Genomic DNA, 15,815 nt, shown 5'->3' on the forward strand with positions numbered 1-15,815 from the left:
GGCCATTTGTTCCGGATCGGTCTATGGCGTGCATCCGGGGCGTATGCTGGCGGGGCCGGAGAATCCGCCGTTGGCTCGCGCCGGAAGCCGGACGTAAATTTGGCAAAAGTACCGGATACGGCGGCGGTAAAACAGGAAAACGGCCCGGTCCCTTCATACCGGGGCTTTCTCGTTCACGCCTACGCTGATGTAAGCGGCAACCGGCTTTTTTTTACCGGCCGCCTGGAAGACGGGCGGTCCTTTGCCGCGGCGGACGCTTCCTGGCGTCCGTACTTCCATATATATGAATACGATGCCCACCGGTGCCTTCCGCTGCTCTCTTCAGTACAGTATGACTGCGCCCCGTCTTCCCGGCAACCCTTTGAGGGCACCGGAACCCTTCTCAGAATTACCCTCCGGAATTACCGGGACCGGAACCGTGTTCTGGATCTGCTGGCCGGGGCCGGGATCGCAACCCCCGACGGGGACATAAAACCTCCGGACCTGTTCCTCATGGAACGCGGAATCCGGGGGCCGCTGATGATCAGGGGAACCTACCGTTCCGGGACCCGGGTGGATGCTGTTTTTCCCTGCCCGGAATTGCTTCCCCTGACCGAATCCGCTGCCATCCCGCTTATGCTGGTTTCGGCGGATATTGAAACCGATACCCGGACCGGCGCCATCCGGGCGGTATCCCTGTGTTCTGCGGATGTTTCCTTTTCCGGGTACAGCGGCCTCGTACGGATCGCCGATCCAGCCGGGATACGTCAGGATGAAATAACCGGGCCCCGGGGCGAACGTATTATTTTCCATGCCCATGAGGAATCCCTGCTCAGAGCCTTTGTCGAGGATATCCGGTCCCGGGATCCCGATATCATAACGGGGTGGAACTTCCTGGATTTCGATTTTCCCCGCCTGGCGGACCGGTGTTCCCTGTTCCGTATACCCTTTGCCCTGGGACGCTCGCCGGAGCCGGCCAAGTTTTTCGCATCCGACGGCCGGCGGTCCGCCGCCGCTCTGGTCCCGGGCCGCCAGATCATAGATGCCCTCAGAATCGCCCGGGCCGGGCCGGAACGGTTCCCGGACAATTCCCTGGAGACTGTGTCCCGCAGTGTTCTCGGCGAGGGTAAGGATGTCGCTTCATCGGGGGCGGCGAAGATCGAAGAACTGGACCGGATGTACGGGGCTGATCCCGAAGGGTTCGCTTCCTACTGCTACGGGGATTCCGAACTCGTTCTGCGGATCCTGGAAAAGACAGGGCTGTTCCGGCTCACCATGGAACGGGCCTCCCTTACGGGAGTTTCCCTGGACAAGGCCTGGACCAGCGTCGTCAGCTTTGAGCGGATCTACGGCGCGGAGCTTTTCAAACGCGACATCGCGCCCATTGCCGTGGGCCGTGCAACAGGCCACGATGAAGGCGCCGCCGGCGGCACGCTCCTGGATCCCCAGCCGGGGCTGTTCCGCAACGTGGCGGTGTTCGATTTCCGCAGTCTGTACCCCAGCATTATGCGGACCTTCAATGTAGACCCCCTGGCGTACGCCCGGTCAGGGGTGGCCGCCGGGACGCAGCAGGCCGGCGATTCCCGGGACCGGTTAACCGCGCCCAACGGCGCTGCCTTTTCCCGGGAGCCGGGAATAATGCCGGAACTTATCGCCGCCTACTTCCGGGAACGCAGGGCTGCCCTGGATGCGGGGGACACAATTGCGGCCCATGTATATAAAATTCTTATGAACAGTTTTTACGGGGTTTTGGGAACCGGCGCCTGCCGGTACGGCAAGGCCGCCATTGCGGGGGCCATCACATCCTACGCCCGGAAATGGCTCCTCCTTTCCCGGGACTGGTTTGTCGAACAGGGCTATACGGTCCTCTACGGTGACACGGATTCCCTGTTTATCGAAACCGGCCTGCCGGAAGGCTCCGCCTACGGGGAGTTTCTTTCCCTCTGCTCCGGCCTGGCATCCCGGCTGAATACCTTTATTACCGGGACCATTGACCGGGAGTACGGCCTGGAATCTTTTCTGGAACTCCGCTTTGAAAAAGTGTATACCCGTTTCCTCATACCTCCCATCAGGGCACTGCGGGATGCCGGGGAACTCCGGGGCAGGGCAAAGGGATACGCCGGATATCTTCTGGGAGAGGATTCGCGTTCCGAGGTTGAGGTAAAGGGCATGGAGGCGGTCCGCCGGGATACTACACCATTGGCCAGACGCCTCCAGCTGGAACTCCTGGATCTTGTATTTTCCGCGGAGGACCGGGACCGGTTTAAGGACCATGTGGTCGGAACGATACGGTCACTCAAAGCCGGAGAACTGGACCGGGAACTGATCTACCGGAAACGCCTGACCCGGCCGCCGGAAAGCTATACCGCGTCAACGCCGCCCCAGGTTAAGGCCGCCCGGGCCCTGGGCTGGAAAGGCCGCCGGGGAACCGTGGAGTATCTGTGGACCATGTCGGGCCCGGAGCCTACCGCCCTGCAGACATCCCCGCTGGATTACGACCATTACATCGACTCACAGGTCCTCCCGGTGGCGGAATCCATTGCCGCCGCCCTGGGCTGGAACGAAGAGCTTTTTCCCCATAAAGGGCGCCGCCGTCTGGATCTGGAAAGCGGCCAGATGGAGCTGGGGCTGTAATCTGTAATTTCCTCTCAGCGCCAGCGCCTTCCCGCCGGCACGTCGGACCCCTTGTCATTGACCGCTGTAACCGGTCTCGTCAGAACTGTCCCGGTTGACAGGGAAGACCCCGTACGCACCGTGTACGCGGACCCTGTTTTAAAATCCGGAATACTGATGACAATACTGCGGAATTCCTTTTTTGCTGTAAACTCCGCCAGTTTTTTTCCTCCGGAATCCAATACCGCCACCGCCGTGCCTGCCGGCTGGGTCGCGGTGTAATATATCATCAGGGACGGCTGTTTGGATGACTGGCTCGGAGACTGGGCCATACGGTCGGTGCCGGCGGCAAACAGTGTTCCCCCGGTCATAGCCAGGGTCCCGTCGTAATCCAGGGCACCGTTCATGCTGCGCACCGGTCCATGGATGTGAATTATTCCTCCGGAAATTTCTCCGCTGCCGTTAATATCAATGCCGTCTCCTTCCGCGTCGACCGTAATCGCACCCCCGCTGATGCTGAGCCATTGACCGCTGTGGTCACCGGTGATATTGATACCGTCATTGCCGGAAACAAGGTTGATGGTTCCGCCGGAGATAGTGACGGTGTTTCCTTCAATACCTTCCACGCTTGCTGTTACGGTAATGTCCCCGCCGGTTATGGCGATATCCCGGTCCGCGTGGACGGCATCATCCCCGGTGGCGAGCCGGAAGCTCCCACCGCCGATTGTTATGTTCCCGTTGGAATGGACCGCGTCATCGGCGCTGTTTACGGTAAAGCTTCCGCCCGTAACAGTGAGATCCGTTCCCGCCTTGAGCCCCTTGCGGCTGGAATCATCCGGAACAACGGTACTCCCGCCGCCGCTGGTTATGGCATAATTCCCGCCCGACACGGTCAGGGCTGTCTCGGCCTGGATGCCGTCGGAATCGCTGGTAATCTGGTAGGTTCCGCCCTGCAGGGAAACCCAGCCTTTGTCAGGGTCCTTGTCATTGCTGGTCTGGATTCCGTCATTCCCCGCGGTGATGGTAAAATTCCCATCCAGAACCGTCACGGAATCCTTTCCGCGGATTCCGTGGTTTTTCGCGCCGACCGATATGGTTCCGTTCTCAATGAGAAGGCTGTCTTTAGAACCGATTCCGTTCCGGTAATTGCCGGTTACCGTCAGCGCCCCGGTCCCGTTTATGGTCAGATTGCCGCTGCTGAAAAGCGCCGCGTCGGGCTCTTTAGCTTCGGTATCGGCGTAGATAAACTCCCGGGCGTCCCGGAGGGTGTTTTCGGTCCCCTCCGCCAAAGTAATAAAAAGGGACGCTTTGGAAGGACTGTAAATAGCGGCGTTCGTTTTTCCGGTAATTTCCGCCCCATTGAGCACGAGCCTGACCGTTTCAGCATTCCCGGGGCTGACGAGAATCTGGCCTTCCCGGAGGGTTCCCTCAAGAATATATACACCGCCCCCGGTGATGGTCACGGCCGATCCGTCGATCCGCACCCCGGGACCGTCCGCTTCCGCTGCGGAGCCCTTCAGGGTGATCCGTGTAGTATTCTCTTCCATAATAATATCCGGAACTGTATTTTTTTGTTCCCGGGAATCCTGGTTTCCTGCCCCGCAGGCTGCGGCTGCGAAAAAGGGAATCAGAAATATCCCGGTAATTACTGCTTTTTTTATATGCATAATTACTCCTTATATAGTAAGTATACGGAAAAATCATCCCTTAAAAAGCAGGGTTTTGAAACTTTTTTTGTTGACATCACCGCAATACCGGTTTATTCTGTTTTAACTGGTATCTGAGATCTCAGATACCAATAGAGCAATAAGGAGTGGAAAATGAAACGAATTTGCTTAGTATTATTAATGGCATTGGTCATTGGCAGCCTTGTTTTTGCCGGAGGCGGCGGTGAGAAGGGTGGTTCCGCCGGCGGTGACGGAAAGGTTACCGTCACCGTTCTGACCACGGTTACGACCCAGAACCCCGAAGGTCCCCTGGCGGAGAAATACATCGCCGAATTCCAGGCGGCCAACCCCAACGTTACCATTGAAGTGCTGGGGGTTCCCATGAACCAGGCCCTCACCAGAATTACCACCCTCGCGGCGGCGGATTCCCTGCCGGACCTTTTCGTGAATACCGAAAATCTCCGGGGCAAACTGTACGACATGGGCATCACCGATGACTTTGGTCCGTATCTTTCGGCGGCGGAAAAAAACAACATCCTGGACGCTATCCGGGAAAGCTGCACCATCGACGGAAAACTGGTAATCTATCCCTGGTATACCGCTCCCAACGCGGTGCTGTACCGGTCGGACTGGCTGGCCGCAAAGGGCCTGTCCGAACCTCAGAACTGGGATGACTTCCTCAAAATCGCCCAGGCTTTTACCGAAGATACCGATAAGGACGGGAAGATTGACCGCTGGGGATTCGGCATGGTGGGAACCAATGACGATTCGGGCCAGTGGCGCTTTGTCCAGGTTCTGCGGGGCTTCGGCGCCCGGGATCTGTACTTTGAAAACGGCCAGTGGAAAACCGAAATCGGTTCCCCCGCCAGCGTAAACGCCTTCCGGTACTTCACCGAACTCAAGACAAAATACAACGTCGTTCCCCCGGGGAGCCTGGAAAACAGCTTCAACGAGAATGTCAGCCTTTTCGCCGGCGAGCAGATCGGCCTCATCATCTCCGGCCCCCATACCACCGGAAAAGTCTTTGACATGAATCCTTCCCTCCGGGGCAAGCTCGGCAGCGTAATTGTTCCCATGGGTGTCACCCGGTATACCCCGCTTTCGGTACTCGGTTTCTCCATGAATCCCAGCAGCAAAGTAAAAAAAGAAGCGGTGGAATTCGTCAAGTTCCTGACCACCAAGGACCGTATGGTGGAATGGGTGGAAACCACCGGACGCATGCCCTGTTTCAAGGACGCCAGCGACGCCGATTACATGAAGACCCCGCTCTTCAAAGGGTTTAACGAAAGTGTCGCCACCCAGGAAATGGTTCCCGACGCTCCCTTCTATCCTGAAATCAGAACCGTACTGGGCAGGACCTACCAGAAGATCATGCTCAACCCCGGCATTGACATCCAGAAAGAAGTCACCGACGCGGGACGGCAGATCCAGACTATCATAAACCAGAACAGCTAAAGTACCGGAGCTGCCCGGGATAAATCCCGGCAGCTCCGCCTATGGAGCCGTCGCCCAAGGAGGCGTTATGAAATCATCAACCTACCGGCTGCAGCAGAACTGGATGGGGTATTTCTTTATTTTTCCCGCCCTGTTCGTCCTGGTTATGATGATCATGTATCCCCTATTGTACGGAATATACGTCAGTTTTTTTGATACCAACCTGGTCAACAAATGGAACTTTGTGGGTTTCCGTTTTTATCAGCGGGTAATAACCAACCTTTCGTTTTACCAGTCCCTGGGAAGAACCTTTGTATTTACCTTCAGCACCGTATTGGGGCGGGTAGTGCTGGGGACCGGGTTTGCCATGATACTCAACAACAAGCGCCTGCCCCTGCGTCCGGTTTTCCGGTCGATCATGGTACTGCCCTGGTTTTTCCCCGATGTGGTCATCGGCATGCTCTGGAAATGGCTCTACAATTCCGGGTACGGCCTGATTAACCACATCCTGATGTCCCTGCATATCATTAAGGCTCCCGTGGAATGGCTGAGCAATACCAGCACGGTTATGGCCGCGGTGGTGGTGGTATGTATATGGAAGGGTTTTCCTTTCATGATTGTCATGATTCTGGCGGCTCTCCAGACGATCCCGGATGAATTATACGAAGCCGCGGAAATGGACGGATGCGGCCCGCTGAGCCGGTTTGTCCATGTGGTGCTTCCCGGTATCATGCCGGTGCTGTCCACCGCGACTATGCTGGAGATCATGTGGTGTTTTAAACACTTTACTATTATATGGAACCTTACCTACGGCGGTCCCGTGGACGCGACCAATGTAGTCAGTATTGATATTTACAAAACAGGCTTTGAATACCTCCGGTTCGGGGAATCATCAACCCGGGCGGTGCTGGTGTTCATCATCATCATGGTGCTCAGCATTATCCAGCGCAAACTGGTGAAGGAGAAATAATCATGGGAAAACGGAAAAGAATTTCTGGGGCGCGGAAAAGATTTCCTGTGGTGTCGATAGCTTTCCTCCTTTTAGGATGCCTGATTGTGCTGGTCCCCGTATTATGGATGGTGATTACCTCCCTGAAAACCGTGGTTGAGACCTTCGCAATCCCGCCCACGCTGCTGCCGAAAAGTTTTAATATTACCGCCTATAAGACGGTGCTCACCGATTACTCCTTCGGTACGTACTTCAAGAACAGTACCATCGTTGTCTGTTCAGCCACGGCCCTGACATTGGTGGTAGCGACCCTGGCGGGGTTCGGTGTTTCCCGGTTTAATTTCAAAGGAGTCGGGGCGTTCCTGGGATTCATCCTGGTGACCCAGATGTTTCCCTCGGTGATCATGCTGGTACCGTATTTCCGCATTCTCCGGGCGTACGGCCTCATCAACAAATACATGGGACTCATCCTGGTCTATATCTCGTTCCAGACCCCGCTGTGCACCTGGCTCATGTACGGTTACTTCAAGTCCATACCCCGGGAGCTGGATGACGCGGCGAGCATCGACGGTCTGGGAAAATTCAAAACCTTCCTGCTGATAATTTTCCCGCTCTGCCTGCCGGGGCTGGCCGCGACGGCAATCTACGCCTTTATCAACAGCTGGAACGAATTCCAGTTTGCCCTGGTCCTTACCACATCTGAGAAGATGAAGACCGTATCCATCGGAATCGGCCAGATGATCGAGGATACCAAGGTGAACTGGAACGAAATGATGGCTGCGAGCCTCCTCGCCAGTATACCCCTTATTCTGGTATTCTTATTCTTCCAGAAGTACTTCTTCGCGGGACTGACCGCGGGGAGCGTAAAACAATGAAAGGGAGAATGTAAAAATGCTGGAAAAAATAGATGTTCCGCTGCCTATATCAGACCAGGTTGCGGATACCATCCGTCGGGGAATAATCTCAGGTGAGCTGAAGGTCGGGCAGAAAATTTCGGTCAACGGCATCTGCAGTATGCTGAACGTGAGCGCCACTCCGGTCAAGGAGGCGTTCAAGATACTCCAGGCCGAGGGGCTGCTCATTACGAAGGCCCGGAGCGGAACGACTATCTCCGATTTTGCCCGGCGGAGCCTGGAACACACCGCCCTTATCCGGGCAGCCCTGGAAGGATCCGCTGCGTATATCGCGGCCCAGACCATCAGCGAGAATGATCTCGAAAAACTCGAGGGGGTACTCATCGAGGGAGATAAGGCTATTGAGCGGGGCGACCTGGACGCCCTGGTGGCGCTGAACACCCAGTTCCATAAGGGAATCAGGGACGCCACGAAAAACAGCTATCTGATTTTGCTTATTGAGCGGCTCGTTTCATTCGATTATTCCTTCCGGCGGTCGGCGCTGCAGACTCTGGAGGAACGGCGGAGCGGCAGCCGCGACCACTGGGCTGTATTCCGCCACATCCGGGACCGCAATCCCGAGGAAGCGGAACGGGCCCTTAAATGCCATATCCGCCGGAGCGCCAGCGACGTGGTGTCCGGCATTCAGGAGGAAACGGACAATCCGTAACTGCCCGTGAAAGTTTCCGGGCGCTATACAATAACCGGCCGCTGCTGTGCCGTTAAAACAGGAAAGGAGCAAGGATGAAGATTACCGGCGTTAAAACCTATATGCATTTTTCAGTATGGCGCAACATCATTTTTGTCGTGGTGGACACCGATGAGGGAATCAGCGGCATCGGCGAGGCGACAATCCGCAACAAGGAAATGGCGGTAAAGGAAACCATCGAACACCATCTGGCTCCGGTCCTGATCGGGATGTCGCCGTTTGAGATAGAGAAATTCTTTCATACAACGTTTACCCGCGACCCCTGGCGCAACGGCGCGGTGTTTAATACCGCAATCAGCGGTATCGAAATGGCCATGTGGGATATTATCGGAAAGCATCTCAAGGTGCCGGTGTACAATCTTCTGGGCGGGAAAATGCGGGACACCATTCCCCTCTACGCCAATACCTGGTTCATGGACGCGAAAACCTGTGACGACTTTGCCCGGGACGCCAAAGCCGTGGTGGGGAGAGGCTTTAAGGCCATCAAATGGGATCCCCTCAAGGCCGCCCCCGACAATGCCGGCGAACGGGTAAAAGTCGAAACCGGACTGGCCTGTCTCAAAGCCGTGCGGGAAGCCGTGGGCGACGGAATCGAACTTCTCATCGAACTCCATGGTTCCCTGAGTTTTGACGGCGGCCTTGCCTTTGCCCGGGGCGCCGAACAGTACCGGCCAATGTTCCTGGAGGAACCCATGCATCCCGATGACTTTGCGGGGTACCGGAAGCTGGCCGCCCTTTCCCCGCTTCCCATCGCGGCGGGGGAGCGGTCCTTTACGCGCTTCGCCTACCGCGCTCTGCTGGAGGAGGGGTTCCTCTCGGTGGTGCAGCCCGACCTTTCCCACTGCGGCGGTATCCTGGAAACCAAAAAAATCGCCGCCGCCGCGGAAACCTACTTTATGAAATTCGCCCCCCACAATTCCAGCGGGCCCGTGGTGACCATGGCCTCCGCGATGGTGGATGCCACGGCGCCGAACTTCCTGATCCAGGAATTCAGCGTGGAAAATTTTGATATCAAGGAACGGTTCTTTAAAAAGTCATTCACCGTGAAGGACGGAGCTATCGTCCTCGACGATACGCCGGGCCTCGGCTTTGAGCCGGACATGGACGCGATCCGGAACGAAAATTACGTACGATTCCAAACATATTGAGGTGAAAAAAATGAGTTTTATACCCAGGGGAATCATCCCCGCAGTTGTGACCCCCATGACCCCGGATGAGCAAGTCGACCATGCCGCCCTGCGGCGGATAATCCGCTTTCTTCTTGAAGGCGGTGTCCACGGAATCTTCGTAATAGGGACCACCGGTGAATTCTACGCCATGACCCAGGACGAGAAGCGGGCCCTTATCGAAACGACGGTTGATGAAACCGCCGGGAAGGTTCCGGTGTACGCGGGGACCGGCGCGATTACGACCAAGGAATGCATCGCCCTGACGAAAATGGCGGAATCCTGCGGGGTCGACGCGGTTTCAATCCTCACCCCCATGTTTATCTCTCCCAGCCAGGACGACCTGTACGAGCACTACCGGATTATTGCTTCGGAAACCGAACTGCCGATTATCCTGTACAACAATGTGCCGCGGACCGGCGTTACCATATCCGCGGGGACCGTGGAAAAACTTTCCCGCATTCCCAATATCGTGGGCATCAAGGACAGTTCCGGGGATTTTACCCTGACCGCGGAATATATCCGTCTGACCCGGTACCGGAAGGAATTCGCCGTGCTTCAGGGCCGGGATACCCAGATCCTGGCGGGGCTGCAGTACGGCGCCACCGGGGCGATCGCCGCCTGCGCCAACGTTGCTCCCCGGCTGTGCTGTGAAATTTACGACCGGTTCCAGGCGGGGGATTACGCCGGTTCCCTGGAGGCCCAGTTTGCCCTGGCGCCGCTCCGGCTGGCCTTCAATATCGGTACCTTCCCGGCGGTTATCAAGGAAGCCCTCAACATGCTGGGCCTCAATATCGGCGGATGCGTAAAGCCGATCCGGGATCTGCTCCCCAACGAAAAAGCGGAACTGCAGTCAATAATGAAGGAAATGAAATTAATCTGAAAGGAGCCGACCGATGAACGATTTGTTTGAACAAGCGAAAAAGCTGCTTTCCGCATGGAAAGGGGATTCATATATTTTCGGCCGGGGGGTACTCCCGGAAATAGGACGCCTCGCCGCGGGATACGGAAAAAGAGCTCTTTTGGTCTGCAATACCACCTACATGAAAGCGACCGCCGATGCGGTCGCGGCATCCCTGGAAAAAGCCGGGGTCTCCCTGGCGGGCGGAGCGATTGTTCCCGACGCCGGACCAAACGCGCCCCGGGAAGATGTATACCGGATAGAAACCTATATTCTTCACCACAAGCCCGACTGCATAATCGCCGTGGGCGGCGGTTCGGCCATTGACGCGTGCAAAGCCGCAAATGTGCTGGCCTGCCTGGGAAAGGACAACACCCCTGAGATAGAAGCCTATTTCGGAACCGGCCTCGTGACGGAAGCCCTGACAAAAACCGGCGCCAAGCTTCTGCCGGTCATCGCGGTGCAGACTTCCGCCAGCTCCGGGGCGCACCTTACGAAATATTCCAATGTGACCGACCCGGTGGCGGGACAGAAAAAACTCATTGTCGACGACGCGATTACGCCGCCCAAGGCGCTGTTTGACTACGATGTTACCGCGTCCATGCCCGTGGGTGTTACCGTTGACGGTGCCCTGGACGCGGTTGCCCATTGTTTTGAGGTTTTTTCCGGGGTTTCCGCGGACAAGTACGATCTCGCCGCGTCCATAACCGAATGCGCCATCAGCCTGACCGCGGAATACGCCCCCCGGGTGGTAAAGAACCCCGGCGACATGGAAGCCCGGGAAGCCATCGGAATGGCCACGGATCTTGGCGGCTACGCCATCATGGTGGGCGGCACCAACGGCGCCCATCTGACGAGCTTTTCCCTGGTGGACCTCACCAGCCACGGAAAAGCCTGCGGTATTATGAACCCGTACTACGCGGTATTCTTTTCCCCGGTTATTGAGAAACAGCTCCGCCTGGTGGGCGGTATATTCAAAAAATACGGCTATATTCCCGAAGACCTGGACAGTCTGACCGGCCGGGAACTCGGAACCGCTGTGGCCCGGGGAATGATTGCCTTCGGAAAGGCTATCGGCGCTCCGGTCACCCTGCGGGATCTTCCGGGATTTGACGAAAGTTATATCCGGAAAGCCCTGGACGCCGCAAAAGATCCGCAGCTGGAAATGAAGCTCAGGAACATGCCCGTTCCCCTGACCGCCGCTCTGGTAGAGGATTACATGGGGCCGATACTCCAGTCAGCTGTACAGGGTGATTTTTCTATGATACGCTTAATGGTATGAAGTCAGTACAGATTCCTCTGGGCGGCGGCATAGACATCCCGCTGCCTGACGGGACAGACATATACAGAATGGCTTCCCCCGGTAGTATCGAGAATCCCGGAAAAGCCATCCGCGCGTCCCTGGATAATCCTGTTTCATCGCCGCCCCTGGCGGTTCTTGCCCGGGATGCGTTGGACCGTTCTATTGAATCTGGAAAACCGCCCCGGGCGGTAATTCTCGTTTCCGACAATACCCGGCCGGTTCCTTATTCCGGGGAACAGGGTATTCTCCTGCCGGTTGTGGAACTGCTTCTCCGGGAAGGCTTTAAACCGGGGGGAATTCTCGTTATTGTCGCTACCGGCACCCACCGGGCTATGACTGACACGGAAATCCGGGCTATGGTTGATCCTGAAATTTTCCGCCTGGGTATTACTGTCGAAAATCACGACTGTAAGGATACGGCGAATCTGACGGATCTGGGTACCACCAGCCGGGGCGGCAGAATCTATATCAACCGGAAGTATCTTGAAGCGGATCTGAAAATACTCACCGGCCTTGTGGAAAGCCATTTTATGGCGGGTTTTTCCGGGGGCCGCAAGTCGGTCTGCCCCGGGGTTATCGGTGAGGAAAGTACCTTTGTCTTCCACGGCGCCGATATGATGGCCCATCCGGAGGCCCGGGATCTGGTGCTTGACGGGAATCCCTGCCATGAGGAATCCCTGGAAGTCGCCCGCAGGGCTGGGGCTGATTTTATCGTAAACGTAACCCTGGATCATTCCTTCAATATAACCGGAGTTTTTGCCGGGGAACTGGAAGCGGCTCACCGGGCCGCGGCGGAGAAGGTCCGGAGCTATGTCGGTATACTGCTGGAAAAACAGTACGATATCGTAATTTCCCATGCCGGATTTGTGGGGGTTAACCATTATCAGGCCGCCAAGGTCGGAGTCGCTTCCATTGCCGCCCTTAAGGAAAAGGGCCACCTGATCGTGGCGGCGGACAATACGGATACGGCGAATCCCGTGGGCTCCCTCCAGTACCGGACGGTTCTCCAGCTCCTCAAACTAAACGGCCCCGAAAAATTCCTCCGGATGATTACATCCGCGGACTGGACCTTCATCCCCGAACAGTGGCAGGTACAGATGTGGGCGAAACTGTTCAGCCGGATACCCATGGAACATTTCTATTACTTCGCGCCGCAGATCGACCGGCGGTACGCCGAGATAATTCCCGGCCGTGACGGGCGCCTGCTTCTGCCGGCGGACCGGCGGGATACCGCGGACCTCCGGGACATTCCGGCATTTATCGAGGCGGCCCTCCGGGCGGCGGCCGAAACGTATCCGCCGGAACAGCGGGCCGCCCTGTCCGTTGCGTATCTGTCCGACGGTCCTTACGGCATCCCCTGCATACAGGATAAATAAACGGATTGTTTTTATATATAAATAGAAATAAAAAAATACTAATTTTCTTCTGTTTTTGATAACCTTATTGGAAGTAATAGATATATTTGATTCAAAAAATTAATATGTTTCCTTGGTAAAGCCATCCCATGATGATATACTAGTCTTACGCGTATCTGAAAAAAACAATCTAAAAAACGGCAGTTGTTTATTTGTATTTTTTCTTGGGAAGGCAGCGGTATGCGCACCGTCATGGTTGTTTTTTGGGTTTTTATTATCAGCCTTATTGATATAAAGACACTCCGTATTCCTGATATGATTTTACTCTGTTTTTTTCTGTCCCTGCTTTTTCTGGACCGTTCCCGGGATGTGTCTTTTTTCTGCGGCCGGCTCGCCTCTGTAGCGGTCTGCTTCGGTGTTTTTTATTCCCTTTATTATTTTACCGGCGGAATGGGATACGGCGACGTTAAATACGCCGCGGTTCTCGGGTACGCCCTGGGGCTGGATAAAAGCCTCTGGGCGTTTACGGTTGCCTCCCTCGGCGGTATTGCCGTGTATCTCGCGGGGATAAAGTTCAGCCGCTGGAACGCCTCGGTTAAAATACCCTTCGCGCCGTTCCTGGGAATCGGTTCCCTGGCGGCGCTTCAAATCAATTTCAATCTGCTGGATTCTCTATGAAACGTTCTATTAAACATACCGCCCTGGTCTGCGTGTTTCTCCTGGTTTCGGCCCTGGGCTATACCCAGACTATCCGGAAAATGGATTTCAGGAACCAGAATATAACCGATATTCTCATGGTTCTGGCGGATATGGGAAAACAGTCCATCATTGTGGATGAGACCGTTATGGGAACCGCGACGTTTTATTTCAGCGATTCGGAATTTGAGGAAGCCCTCTTCAGGTTTACCGATGCCTGCAAGCTGTTCTGCGAGAAGAGAAACAACGCCTACTATGTTTCGCGGATGAAGATCGAATACCAGGGGACATCCCTCAATGTGGCGGCGGAGGAAGTCGACATAGAGATGCTCGTAAAAAACCTTTCCCGCAGCATTGGAAGAACCATTCTGTACGACGCCCTTCCCAGGGCGACAATCACGGTCCATACCCAGGACAGCACCCCCAGGGATATCCTGGAAATTATCATTAAAAAATACCCAGAATATTCATTGGTTGAAGAAAATAACGCGTTTTATCTTAAACGGGCGGCTGATCCTTCGTCGGGCAGCGCCTCCCGGCTCGGCAGTTCCTCCATAACCCGCAACGGCGATCTTTTTTCCATGAATATACATCGGGGCGCTTTTTCCGCGATTATTGCCCTGCTGTTCCGCACGGGGAGCCGGGAGTATTCGCTGCTCCAGCGTATCGATACCACCCTGGAGAATCTGTATTTTGAGGATAAGCCCTTCGACCAGCTGCTGCGGCTCGTCCTGGAGCAGGGCAACTGCGATTACGTTGAGAACGGCGGCATTTACTATATTTTCGAGGTCCAGCGGAAGGATATCCTCAAGAAGCTAAAAAACATTATTGTGATGCAGCTCAAACACGTGGCGGTGGAGGACATTTCGAACCTTCTGCCGGCGGATTACAGCAGTTCCTCCTACATGCGGACCGACAAGAAAACCAATTCGGTCTACCTCACCGGGAGCACCGAAGAAATACAGCCCATCGCGGACTTCCTGGCGATGCTGGATGTTCCCGTGGAGGACAAGGATTTTAAACGGTTCGAAATCCAGTATCTTTCCGTGGGAGACTTTATTTCACTCCTGCCCCGGGAACTGTCCGCAGCCGGGCCTTTGGTCATTCCCGATACCAACGCCTTTGTCGTACAGGTTTCTCCGGAAACCGGCCGGCAGTTTGAGGATTACATTACCCTGATCGACCGGCGCGGCGTCGGCCTTCCGGTTCACCTTAAGTATATCAAGAGTGAAGAACTGCTGCAGTATCTGCCGCCGTCGGTGGGCAAGGATGAGCTTACGGTAACCGCCGACCCGACACTCGTATTTTACAGGGGATCCGAGGAAAAACAGAAACAGTTCCTGGAACACCTCAAACTGATTGACCAGCCGAAACCCCAGATCAGGTACCAGCTGCTGGTTATCCAGTACCAGCGGAGTGACAACACCACCTGGAACAAATCCCTGACGGTAAATACCAGCGACGATGCGGCGTCAACGGTGGTGTCCGGTACTTTCTCAAATCTGCTTAACGTCAACTTCGATATTATCTCGGAATTGGGGTACCAGCTCGCCCTGCAGCTCAACCTGCAGATCGGCGAGGACAAGGCGCGGGTGCTGGCGGATACCACCCTCAACGGAATTTCCGGGGAGGATATAAAGTTTGAAAATACCACAACCTTCCGGTACCGGGATACGACCATCGATCCGGAAACCGGAAAGCCCCTGTACACCGGGACAACCCGGGAGATTACCTCCGGTCTGGTTCTGGGGGTCAACGGATGGGTTTCCGGTGACGGTATGATAACCATGAAGGTCAACGCGACGGTGTCGAAGCAGGATGAGAGCGGCGCCAATACGAGCGCCACGACGAATCCGCCGCCCACGTCGGAACGGGTGGTCAATACCCAGGTCCGGACCAAGTCGGGAACCCCGATAATTATCGGCGGCCTTCTGCAGGTTGAAAAAGTCGAATCCATAAAAAAAGTTCCCTTCCTGGGAAGCATTCCCCTGATCGGAAAGCTGTTCCAGGATATTGATATATCCGACATCACCACCGAGATGGTGATATACATTGTTCCGTACGTGCATCACGGAGAAACCACGGCCGCTGATTACGCAAAAAAGAATGAAGAGTATTTCAAGAAATACATTCTTCAGGAGAGGCCCTGA

Annotated in this window: 12 protein-coding genes; 11 read left to right on the top strand and 1 reads right to left on the bottom strand. The window is 55.6% G+C overall.

Annotated elements, in window-relative coordinates:
* Positions 1–99: 99 nt before the first annotated feature.
* Positions 100–2,613, top strand: a complete 2,514-nt coding sequence (locus JFL75_RS17885; protein WP_215628034.1) for a DNA polymerase domain-containing protein — start codon at positions 100–102, stop codon at positions 2,611–2,613.
* Positions 2,614–2,627: 14 nt separating this feature from the next.
* Here JFL75_RS17885 and JFL75_RS17890 read toward each other — a convergent pair whose 3' ends face one another.
* On the bottom strand, positions 2,628–4,139 hold the full coding sequence (locus JFL75_RS17890) for a carbohydrate-binding domain-containing protein (protein ID WP_215628035.1): 1,512 nt from the start codon (positions 4,137–4,139) through the stop codon (positions 2,628–2,630).
* A 273-nt stretch (positions 4,140–4,412) separates the two neighbouring features.
* On the opposite strand from JFL75_RS17890, the gene JFL75_RS17895 reads away from it, so the two are divergent.
* From JFL75_RS17895 to JFL75_RS17940, 10 genes are all read left to right on the top strand, one after another.
* Positions 4,413–5,714 (top strand): ABC transporter substrate-binding protein, encoded by a 1,302-nt coding sequence (locus tag JFL75_RS17895; RefSeq protein ID WP_215628036.1) that lies wholly within the window; start codon positions 4,413–4,415, stop codon positions 5,712–5,714.
* Between the two features lie 67 nt (positions 5,715–5,781).
* Complete coding sequence (locus JFL75_RS17900) at positions 5,782–6,663, top strand: carbohydrate ABC transporter permease (RefSeq protein WP_215628037.1); 882 nt, start codon at positions 5,782–5,784, stop codon at positions 6,661–6,663.
* A gap of 2 nt (positions 6,664–6,665) precedes the next feature.
* The gene (locus JFL75_RS17905; protein WP_215628038.1) at positions 6,666–7,517 is read left to right on the top strand and encodes a carbohydrate ABC transporter permease; all 852 of its coding nucleotides are present in this window, start codon (positions 6,666–6,668) and stop codon (positions 7,515–7,517) included.
* A 16-nt stretch (positions 7,518–7,533) separates the two neighbouring features.
* On the top strand, positions 7,534–8,205 hold the full coding sequence (locus JFL75_RS17910; protein ID WP_215628039.1) for a GntR family transcriptional regulator: 672 nt from the start codon (positions 7,534–7,536) through the stop codon (positions 8,203–8,205).
* 74 nt (positions 8,206–8,279) lie between these two features.
* A complete protein-coding gene (locus tag JFL75_RS17915) occupies positions 8,280–9,392 on the top strand; it encodes a mandelate racemase/muconate lactonizing enzyme family protein (protein WP_215628040.1) in 1,113 nt (370 codons plus the stop codon).
* Positions 9,393–9,402: 10 nt separating this feature from the next.
* The gene (gene dapA / locus JFL75_RS17920; protein WP_215628041.1) at positions 9,403–10,293 is read left to right on the top strand and encodes a 4-hydroxy-tetrahydrodipicolinate synthase; all 891 of its coding nucleotides are present in this window, start codon (positions 9,403–9,405) and stop codon (positions 10,291–10,293) included.
* Between the two features lie 13 nt (positions 10,294–10,306).
* The gene (locus JFL75_RS17925; protein ID WP_215628042.1) at positions 10,307–11,593 is read left to right on the top strand and encodes an iron-containing alcohol dehydrogenase; all 1,287 of its coding nucleotides are present in this window, start codon (positions 10,307–10,309) and stop codon (positions 11,591–11,593) included.
* Positions 11,590–12,990 (top strand): lactate racemase domain-containing protein, encoded by a 1,401-nt coding sequence (locus JFL75_RS17930; protein WP_215628043.1) that lies wholly within the window; start codon positions 11,590–11,592, stop codon positions 12,988–12,990. Before JFL75_RS17925 ends, JFL75_RS17930 begins: the two co-directional genes overlap by 4 nt.
* Before the next feature lie 231 nt (positions 12,991–13,221).
* Positions 13,222–13,647 (top strand): prepilin peptidase, encoded by a 426-nt coding sequence (locus JFL75_RS17935; protein WP_223292848.1) that lies wholly within the window; start codon positions 13,222–13,224, stop codon positions 13,645–13,647.
* Positions 13,644–15,815: a secretin N-terminal domain-containing protein gene (locus tag JFL75_RS17940; protein WP_215628045.1), complete on the top strand. Its 2,172-nt coding sequence runs from the start codon at positions 13,644–13,646 to the stop codon at positions 15,813–15,815. Before JFL75_RS17935 ends, JFL75_RS17940 begins: the two co-directional genes overlap by 4 nt.

The organism is Breznakiella homolactica (assembly GCF_016616095.2).
In the GTDB taxonomy this organism is placed as follows: Bacteria; Spirochaetota; Spirochaetia; order Treponematales; family Breznakiellaceae; genus Breznakiella; species Breznakiella homolactica.